7 protein-coding genes, 1 pseudogene and 1 other annotated feature are annotated in these 7,274 nt (G+C 44.5%); of the genes and pseudogenes, 2 read left to right on the forward strand and 6 right to left on the reverse strand.

What is annotated here, in order from left to right; all coding sequences use genetic code 11:
- Nucleotides 1-102: 102 nt before the first annotated feature.
- A complete protein-coding gene (locus tag G5B06_RS12280; protein WP_173762017.1) occupies nt 103-1,800 on the reverse strand; it encodes a carbon starvation protein A in 1,698 nt (565 codons plus the stop codon).
- Between the two features lie 75 nt (nt 1,801-1,875).
- Nucleotides 1,876-2,125 (reverse strand) — a binding site (T-box leader).
- A 318-nt stretch (nt 2,126-2,443) separates the two neighbouring features.
- On the opposite strand from G5B06_RS12280, the gene G5B06_RS12285 reads away from it, so the two are divergent.
- Nucleotides 2,444-2,932: a DUF2798 domain-containing protein gene (locus tag G5B06_RS12285; protein ID WP_173772171.1), complete on the forward strand. Its 489-nt coding sequence runs from the start codon at nt 2,444-2,446 to the stop codon at nt 2,930-2,932.
- 96 nt (nt 2,933-3,028) lie between these two features.
- Here the strand turns inward: G5B06_RS12285 and G5B06_RS12290 are convergent, their stop codons facing one another.
- From G5B06_RS12290 to G5B06_RS12310, 5 genes are all read right to left on the reverse strand, one after another.
- A complete protein-coding gene (locus tag G5B06_RS12290; RefSeq protein ID WP_118061837.1) occupies nt 3,029-3,850 on the reverse strand; it encodes a protein-ADP-ribose hydrolase in 822 nt (273 codons plus the stop codon).
- A 336-nt stretch (nt 3,851-4,186) separates the two neighbouring features.
- Nucleotides 4,187-4,426: a hypothetical protein gene (locus tag G5B06_RS12295; protein WP_021977530.1), complete on the reverse strand. Its 240-nt coding sequence runs from the start codon at nt 4,424-4,426 to the stop codon at nt 4,187-4,189.
- Between the two features lie 108 nt (nt 4,427-4,534).
- Entirely contained in the window at nt 4,535-5,140 is a 606-nt protein-coding gene (locus G5B06_RS12300; RefSeq protein ID WP_021977529.1) for a hypothetical protein, read from the reverse strand.
- Nucleotides 5,141-5,249: 109 nt separating this feature from the next.
- Nucleotides 5,250-5,747, reverse strand: coding sequence for a nitroreductase family protein (locus tag G5B06_RS12305; RefSeq protein WP_173772172.1), 498 nt, complete (start codon nt 5,745-5,747; stop codon nt 5,250-5,252).
- Between the two features lie 177 nt (nt 5,748-5,924).
- The gene (locus tag G5B06_RS12310; protein WP_173772173.1) at nt 5,925-6,935 is read right to left on the reverse strand and encodes an MATE family efflux transporter; all 1,011 of its coding nucleotides are present in this window, start codon (nt 6,933-6,935) and stop codon (nt 5,925-5,927) included.
- A gap of 16 nt (nt 6,936-6,951) precedes the next feature.
- On the opposite strand from G5B06_RS12310, the pseudogene G5B06_RS12315 reads away from it, so the two are divergent.
- Nucleotides 6,952-7,227 (forward strand): annotated as a pseudogene (locus G5B06_RS12315) (MerR family transcriptional regulator); the annotation flags it as partial.
- Nucleotides 7,228-7,274: the final 47 nt, after the last annotated feature.

The following is a 7,274-nucleotide window of genomic DNA, read 5'->3' on the forward strand; positions in this document are numbered from 1 at the left end:
TACTAGATATCTCAAGGTTCCATGGATGCAAAAAAGCATGAGTCTTTTATATGACTCATGCCTCTTCAGCTAAACAGATATCCGTGATCTCATCCGATAATATTATGCTGTTGCTTTTTTATCATCTGTCTTCTCAAGCAACTTCTTCACACCCTGAATCGCTACCAGTACACCAAGGATCAGCAGTAATACTGCAAATACAAGCTGTAAGGTGTTTCCAAGATCCAGCCCTGTTGTTACCAGTGCCTTTGAAAGCTTTGTGATGGTCATGCCAAGTGCTGTGAAGGTAACTGCCATCATGAATACCATCGGGATCCAGAGCATGCAGCCCTGACGTTTTGTTTTCTTTAAGAATACTGCACAGGCTACAAGAGCGAGTACAGATAACAGCTGGTTTGCGGAACCGAACAGCGGCCAGATCTCCGCATAACCTACTTTTGTAAGCATGTAAGCAAGTACCAGTGTGATAACTGTTGCAAAATATTTATTTGTCACCACCTTCAGGAACGGGCTCATGTTTTCCTCATCTGTATCAGAATCAAGGAAAAATTCCTGGAATGACAGACGTCCGACTCTGGCTACAGAGTCAAGAGAGGTCAGTGCAAATGCAGATACTGCAAGGTTGATCAGGGTAAATACCAGTGAATGTGGAAGGCCAACTACAGAAAGGAAGTTTGCGATAGCACCTGCAAAAATCTGCGGCTGTGTTGTAAGCCCCTGTGCTGCTGCCTCGCCGTCTGCAAAGGATGCAACTGCGATCAGCGCGATGATGGCAAGCATACTTTCCATCAGCATTGCTCCAAAGGAAACAGGAAGCATATTTTTCTCATTTTTGATCTGCTTGGATGCAGTACCGGAGGATACCAGTGAATGGAAACCGGAAACAGCACCGCAGGCGATGGTTACAAACAGGATCGGGAACATATACTGTCCGTCTACGTTAAAGCTTGTAAATGCCTTCAGGTTACAGGAAGGATTGGCAACAAATACACCGATAACCGCACCGACGATCATGAAAATGAGCAGATAGCTGTTCAGATAATCACGTGGCTGAAGCAGTGCCCATACAGGAGCGACACTGGCGATCAGGATGTATACAAAAATGATGATATGCCAGGTTCCAAGACTTACATACATCGGGAAATTAAGTCCCAGAACAATTGCGGCTACCAGTAATATAATTGCTACTGCAGTGTTGATCCATTTATTGAACTTTGTATATTTAAGGAAAAATCCAAGTGCAACAGCTTCCAGAATGAACAGCATGGAAGTTGTTGCAACAGCTCCGTTTGCGGCTACCTTTGTAACAGCTCCTGCATCATTTGTGGCAAATCCGTTAAAGGTTCCTGCAACTACATCTGCAAATGCGGCTACAACCAGGATGCAGAACAGCCAGCAGAATAAAAGGAATAATTTCTTTCCAAGTTTTCCGATGTACTCTTCAATGATATATCCGATAGTACGTCCTTTATTCTTTACAGATGCGTACATGGATGCAAAATCCTGCACAGCTCCGAAGAACACACCACCGATGAGGATCCAGAGCAGAACCGGCAGCCAGCCGAAAATTGCGGCCTGGATAGGTCCGTTGATCGGGCCCGCACCTGCTATGGATGCAAACTGATGGCCAAATACTACATTTGTATCGGCCGGTACATAATCAACTCCGTCCTCCAGCTCATAAGCAGGAGTTTTTGCTTTTGGATCAATACCCCATTTGTTCTGGAGATAACGGCCATACAGAAGATATGCGCCTCCGAGAACTACAATGGCTATGATCATCATTGTTATTCCGTTCATAATATCAACTCTCTTTCCTTTGTGTTTTTTACTTTTATTTTATATATTAAAAAAGCCCCTGCTATCCTTTCGGATAACAAAGGCGGAATGTTCCGTGGTACCACTTTGTATTATCATATTTATCACTAAATACAACCACTTAGTGCTGTCTCTTCAAACAGCCTCTTCTGTAACGTGAAGACTACGTCCCGGCTTACTTAAAGATTTCTATTCAGCGGGATGCTCCCAGGTGATATCACAAAATACCTTCTGCCGCTTCTCATCAGCCTGCGGCTCTCTGTAATCCGGCATGCTTTTTGTGGTCTGTCCTGTTCCATGCATTTCTCTTTTTTATTTATCTAATGTTTTACTCCTTTTTTTATAAAATTTCAACAAATAATTTATACATATTTTATAAATTTGCATGCGTTTTTTTGTGCACATTTCAATTTCAAAAATAAAAGGCATCTATTTCTCGCAGAATTTTTCTCTTTACTTTTCCTGAAAAAATCTGCTATAATAATCCTCGTGCAAATTGAATATGGATTTTTCTGACACTAAATATCGCTTTGGCTGATGTCTGATGGCCGGGGCATATTTGGTGTCTTTTTTTGTGCTGAAATCCTATTTCATACTTTCATTCAATAAACAAGGAGGGCTCATCATGCCAAAAACAAAATTTCAAAGTATCATTTTTACACTGATCATGGTTTTCTTTATGGTGTTTTCCATGACCTGCTACACGATTTCCCTGAATATGGGCAGTCTGACACCACAAGTGTTTTCCATGGCGATCCGGGAGATGTGGGTTGAGTATGTGGTTGTTTTCTGCCTGATCTTTTTCCTGATCACAAAAACTGCTCAGAAACTAGCTTTCCGTATTGTCACTCCTGGCGTGGATAAACCGATTTTTATCATCCTTGCCATTCAGTCTTTTACTGTATGTCTCATTGTTCCGACTATTACATTGTTTGCAACATTTCTGCATAACGGTGTACAAAACTGGTTTACCAACTGGCTGCAGCTGGCAGTGCTTTGTTTCCCGGTTGCTTTCTGCCTGCAGATTTTCTTTGTGGGACCGCTTGTGAGACTGATCTTCCGAACACTGTTCCGCAGTCAGCTGGCGGATAATGCTGCACCGGAAGCTGCTTAAGCAGAAACTTCTTCCTTTCATATTCAGACAGATAAAATCATTCGCATTCGTTGTTTCTTACTTTTCGCATCTTCGCTAAGGACTTATCTGATTCAATTAAAACTGTCGCATATAATATTCCAGATCCATATCCTTAAACACATTAAAGATCACCCGGTCAAAAGCATCTCCGTGTTTTTCCAGGAATCTTTTTACTGTATCCACTGCTATCTCTGCGGCTTCTTTATTTGGAAAATGAAACTCTCCTGTGGAAATGCAGCAGAACGCTACGCTCCGGATCTGATGTTCCATGCAGCATCTGAGAACGTTTTCGTAGCAGTTCTTAAGATCCTGGCGAAGTGCATCTGTGACCTCATAATATACAATGGGGCCAACGGTATGGATCACATGATCCGCCGGCAGGTTGTAGCCTTTTGTCAGCATAGCCTGGCCTGTGGGTTCTTCATAGTTTCGCCCATATCGGATGCGCTTCTGGTTCATCTGATGGCTGCACTCCGCCCGAAGCTCTACTCCGGCCGCAGAGTGTATCGCATTGTCAATACATCGATGGCATGGAACAAAACACCCCAGCATCTGGGAGTTTGCAGCATTGACAATAGCTCCCACCTGAAGTCTGGTAATGTCTCCCTGCCAGATAGAGATTTTTTCTGCAAAAACATCTCTGCTGTTGCAGCTGTCTTTTACTGTGGGAATCTGGTCCAGAGTCACGATTCCTTTTTCCCGGGCATCTTCCTGAAGAAATGCATCCTGTACTTCCTGCACCTCAGCATCCAGATGACGGGGCATGCGGATATTCATTAAAGACCGGAGGATCCTTCGTTTCTCCGGCTCGGAATCCGGTACTGCAAGATCACTGTATTCTCCAGAATCCTCTTTAAATTTTTCTACAAGATAATCGAGACGTTGTTTCTGCTCCATAAGATTCTCCCCTCCTATTACATATTCTTCCTGATATCATCCAAGCTCTCACAAAGATCCCGGTTGATCCCGATTCCCCTTTTACCAAAGCTCTCCGGTATCACTGCCTCATCCAGGTTCAGCCGCACCAGATTTACATTCTTATTCTCCCGCACCATTTTTTCAAATGGAAAACGGATAATGGATGGGGTGTTAAAACCAACTCCAAGCTCCTTGCTTTAGGTCAAGGATTTTTTTGCCCGATCACGAAAAAGCAATAAAAATGCGGCATATATGTAAAACAGATCCATACTCCACTTTATGATCCGTTTTCCGTCACATACGCCGCATTACCCATTATTCAGAAAATGTATATCTTACCATGTATCCTTTTCCATCACCGGTCACGATCACAACCCCGCCGTCGGGATTCTCAATCTTATCAATGATTGGAAATCTTCCTTTTTCTTTGACATAAGCTTCCGGGCTCTCAATCTTTGCTTCAACGATCTCTTGCTGAGAATGGCGATCACCACCACAGGGATTAATAGTTTCAATAATGATCTCGTATTCCTTCATACCCTTCACCTCTTTCATAATGCAGTTTTCCGGTTCCTATACTTATATTTTATCGCAAAAATCCCGGCTCTGCAAAATGTATTCTGCACAAAATATCAGAAGATTTATTGGTGTCTTTCACTATATTCAGGCTTCTTCCGCATCCATCTCTTTTTGGATCTCATCTTCGCTTTCTGCCATAGCCTGAAGTGTCATGGTAAGAAGCTTCGCAAGATCCCAGCCCAGCTGATCTGCGCCTCGCTGGATCACTTCTCTGGAACAGCCTGCCGCGAAACCTTTGCTTTTATATTTCTTTTTCAGGGATTTCAGCTCCATATCCTTGGTACTCTTGGACGGACGCATCAGCGCCGCTGCCCAGATCAGACCGGTGAGCTCATCCGCTGCAAAAAGGACTTTTTCCATCTCATGCTCCGGCGCAGTCTCAATGGTAGCTCCACAGCCAACAGTAATTCCATATCCATGAGAAACCACCGCATGAATGATATCTTCTCCCACACCTGCCTCACGGAGAAGCTCCGGTGCTTTCAGGCAGTGTTCCTCCGGGTAAAGTTCAAAATCAATATCATGGAGCAGACCTACAATGCCCCAGTATTCTGCGTCATCGCCATAGCCCAGCTCTTTTGCATACCATTTCATCACTGCCTCCACAGTCAGTGCATGCTGGATGTGAAAAGGATCTTTGTTGTATTTTTTTAATAATGCAAATGCTTCGTCTCTTGCTATATGTTCCATTTTTCTGTCCTCGATTCTGTTCTACTATCTATCACATCTGTCCTGCTGTACCAGAAAACCATATGTTCTGCCATTCTTCATTGTATTCTGACACAGCCCGATGCATACATTATTCTACAAAATGGATCCTGCTCTCGTCAAAACGATCCTGCTGCTTCCTGCTCTCTGCCGGATATCCCAGGGCAAAGAGGGAAAAAACTTCCACATTCTCCGGAAGCTTCAGAATATCATGAACCAGATCCATGCGATCCTGCATCGGCGCAATTCCGATCCACACACCGCCAAGTCCCAGTGCATCCGTTTCCAGCCAGATATTTTCCTGGGCGATAGACATGTCGATCTGTGCCATATCCTGCACAACCAGACCTTCTTTCCGATATACCGGAACGATCACAACCGGCGCACCACCTGCACATCCGGAATAAGGAGTTGCTTTGGAAAGCTCCTGGATCTTCTCCTTATCTGTCACAACATAAAATTCCCACGGCTGCTGATTACATGCACTTGGCGCCTGCATACCGGCTTTCAGGATCTGAAGGATTTTCTCTTTCTCCACGGGTTTATCTTCATATTTACGGATACTTACTCTGTGAAAAATATTCTCCATGATATTTCCTCCTGATATTTATGATCTGTGTTTCTTTTTCTTGTTTTATTTGTCAGTCAGACTTCTGCATTCTGTCGCTTCGTCCACATCTTTCTCTGACAATTTACTCTCTGCTCATTTTAGCACAGTTTTTTACTGACGGACAGACCACATTCCTGAAAACGTTTACACGGTATCCTATACCCATTTTTTCTTTCTCAGATACAACATACATCCCAGGCACAGCACCAGCTGCAGGATCGAAGAAAACGGTGTTGCCAGCCCGATATCAAACAGCGTCGCACCGGCTCTGCGGCTCATAAACCATGACACCGGAACTCTCACACAGAAAGCACCTATGATTCCCTGGATCATTACAAACTTCGTCATACCGATTCCATTATAAAATCCGATATAGCAGAAAAAGATTGCCGTAAACAGACAGTCAATGGCATAAGCTTTCAGGTAATCTGCCGCTGCCTCGATGACCATTGCATCGGAGGAAAAAATTCCCGCCAGCACATTTCCATGGAAAAATGACAGGAAAAACATTCCAACACCAATGGCAAAAGAAACCGCCACACCATAATGCAGAGCTTTTTTTGCCCGGTCCATGCGTCCCGCTCCGTAATTCTGCGCCACAAAAGCAGAAATGGACTGCATAAACGCAGATGAGATCAGCATGATAAACGCACAGACTTTTTCTGCAACGCCAACACCTGCAGATGCCGTTACTCCCATGGAATTCACAATAGCCAGGATGATCAGAAAGGAAATGCTTACCAGGAGATCCTGCAATGCGATAGGTGCTCCAAGCCCCACCATTTTCCGGAGAGTCCGGCCGTGGACCCCGATATCCGTTTTATGCATTTCAAAAGGCAGCTCTTTTTTGCGGATAACGCCAAAGGAAACGATCACACTGATAACCTGTGCAAATACAGTTGCAAAAGCAGCTCCTGCCGTTCCCATCTTAAATCCCGCACAGAGGATCAGGTCCCCTGCAATATTGAATACACATGCAACGGCAACTGTAAATAACGGCGTTCTGGAATCTCCAATCCCCCTGAAAATACAACCGATCAGATTATACGTCACGATCACCAGCATACCGCCGCCGCAGATCCGCACATAAGCAACTGTTTTGTCAAAAGCTTCCTCCGGCGCATTCATGATGCTGCTGACCTGAATAGCCAGCCGTGGAGTGTGCATCGGCCAAGTATCCGAAATGTTCCATCTCCCCGTCTCCACCCTACGCTACTACGACAAAGAAGGCCTCTTCCCCAACCTCAAACGCGAATCCGGCATCCGAAAATTCAACGACCACGAACTGGAAGCCCTCCGCATGATCGAATGCCTCAAAGCCTCCGGCCTGGAAATCAAAGACATCAAACAATTCTTTGAATGGTGCAACCAGGGAAGCAGCACCTACCAGAACCGCAAAGAACTCTTCGAGACAAGAAAAAAAGCCGTAGAACAGGAAATCCTACGACTCATTGACACTCCCCACAGCTAAAGCAGGGGGATTCTTGCTTCTCCCACTACTGCATT

The sequence above is a fragment of the Blautia luti genome, assembly GCF_013304735.1.
GTDB lineage: Bacteria > Bacillota > Clostridia > Lachnospirales > Lachnospiraceae > Blautia_A.

Excerpts from the sequence above, each read along its gene's own strand:
- G5B06_RS12295 (WP_021977530.1), bottom strand. The coding sequence starts at position 4,426 with ATGAAAGAGGTGAAGGGTATGAAGGAATACGAGATCATTATTGAAACT.
- G5B06_RS12290 (WP_118061837.1), bottom strand. The coding sequence starts at position 3,850 with ATGGAGCAGAAACAACGTCTCGATTATCTTGTAGAAAAATTTAAAGAG.
- G5B06_RS12310 (WP_173772173.1), bottom strand. The coding sequence starts at position 6,935 with ATGCACACTCCACGGCTGGCTATTCAGGTCAGCAGCATCATGAATGCG.
- G5B06_RS12300 (WP_021977529.1), bottom strand. The coding sequence starts at position 5,140 with ATGGAACATATAGCAAGAGACGAAGCATTTGCATTATTAAAAAAATAC.
- G5B06_RS12305 (WP_173772172.1), bottom strand. The coding sequence starts at position 5,747 with ATGGAGAATATTTTTCACAGAGTAAGTATCCGTAAATATGAAGATAAA.
- G5B06_RS12285 (WP_173772171.1), top strand. The coding sequence starts at position 2,444 with ATGCCAAAAACAAAATTTCAAAGTATCATTTTTACACTGATCATGGTT.
- G5B06_RS12280 (WP_173762017.1), bottom strand. The coding sequence starts at position 1,800 with ATGAACGGAATAACAATGATGATCATAGCCATTGTAGTTCTCGGAGGC.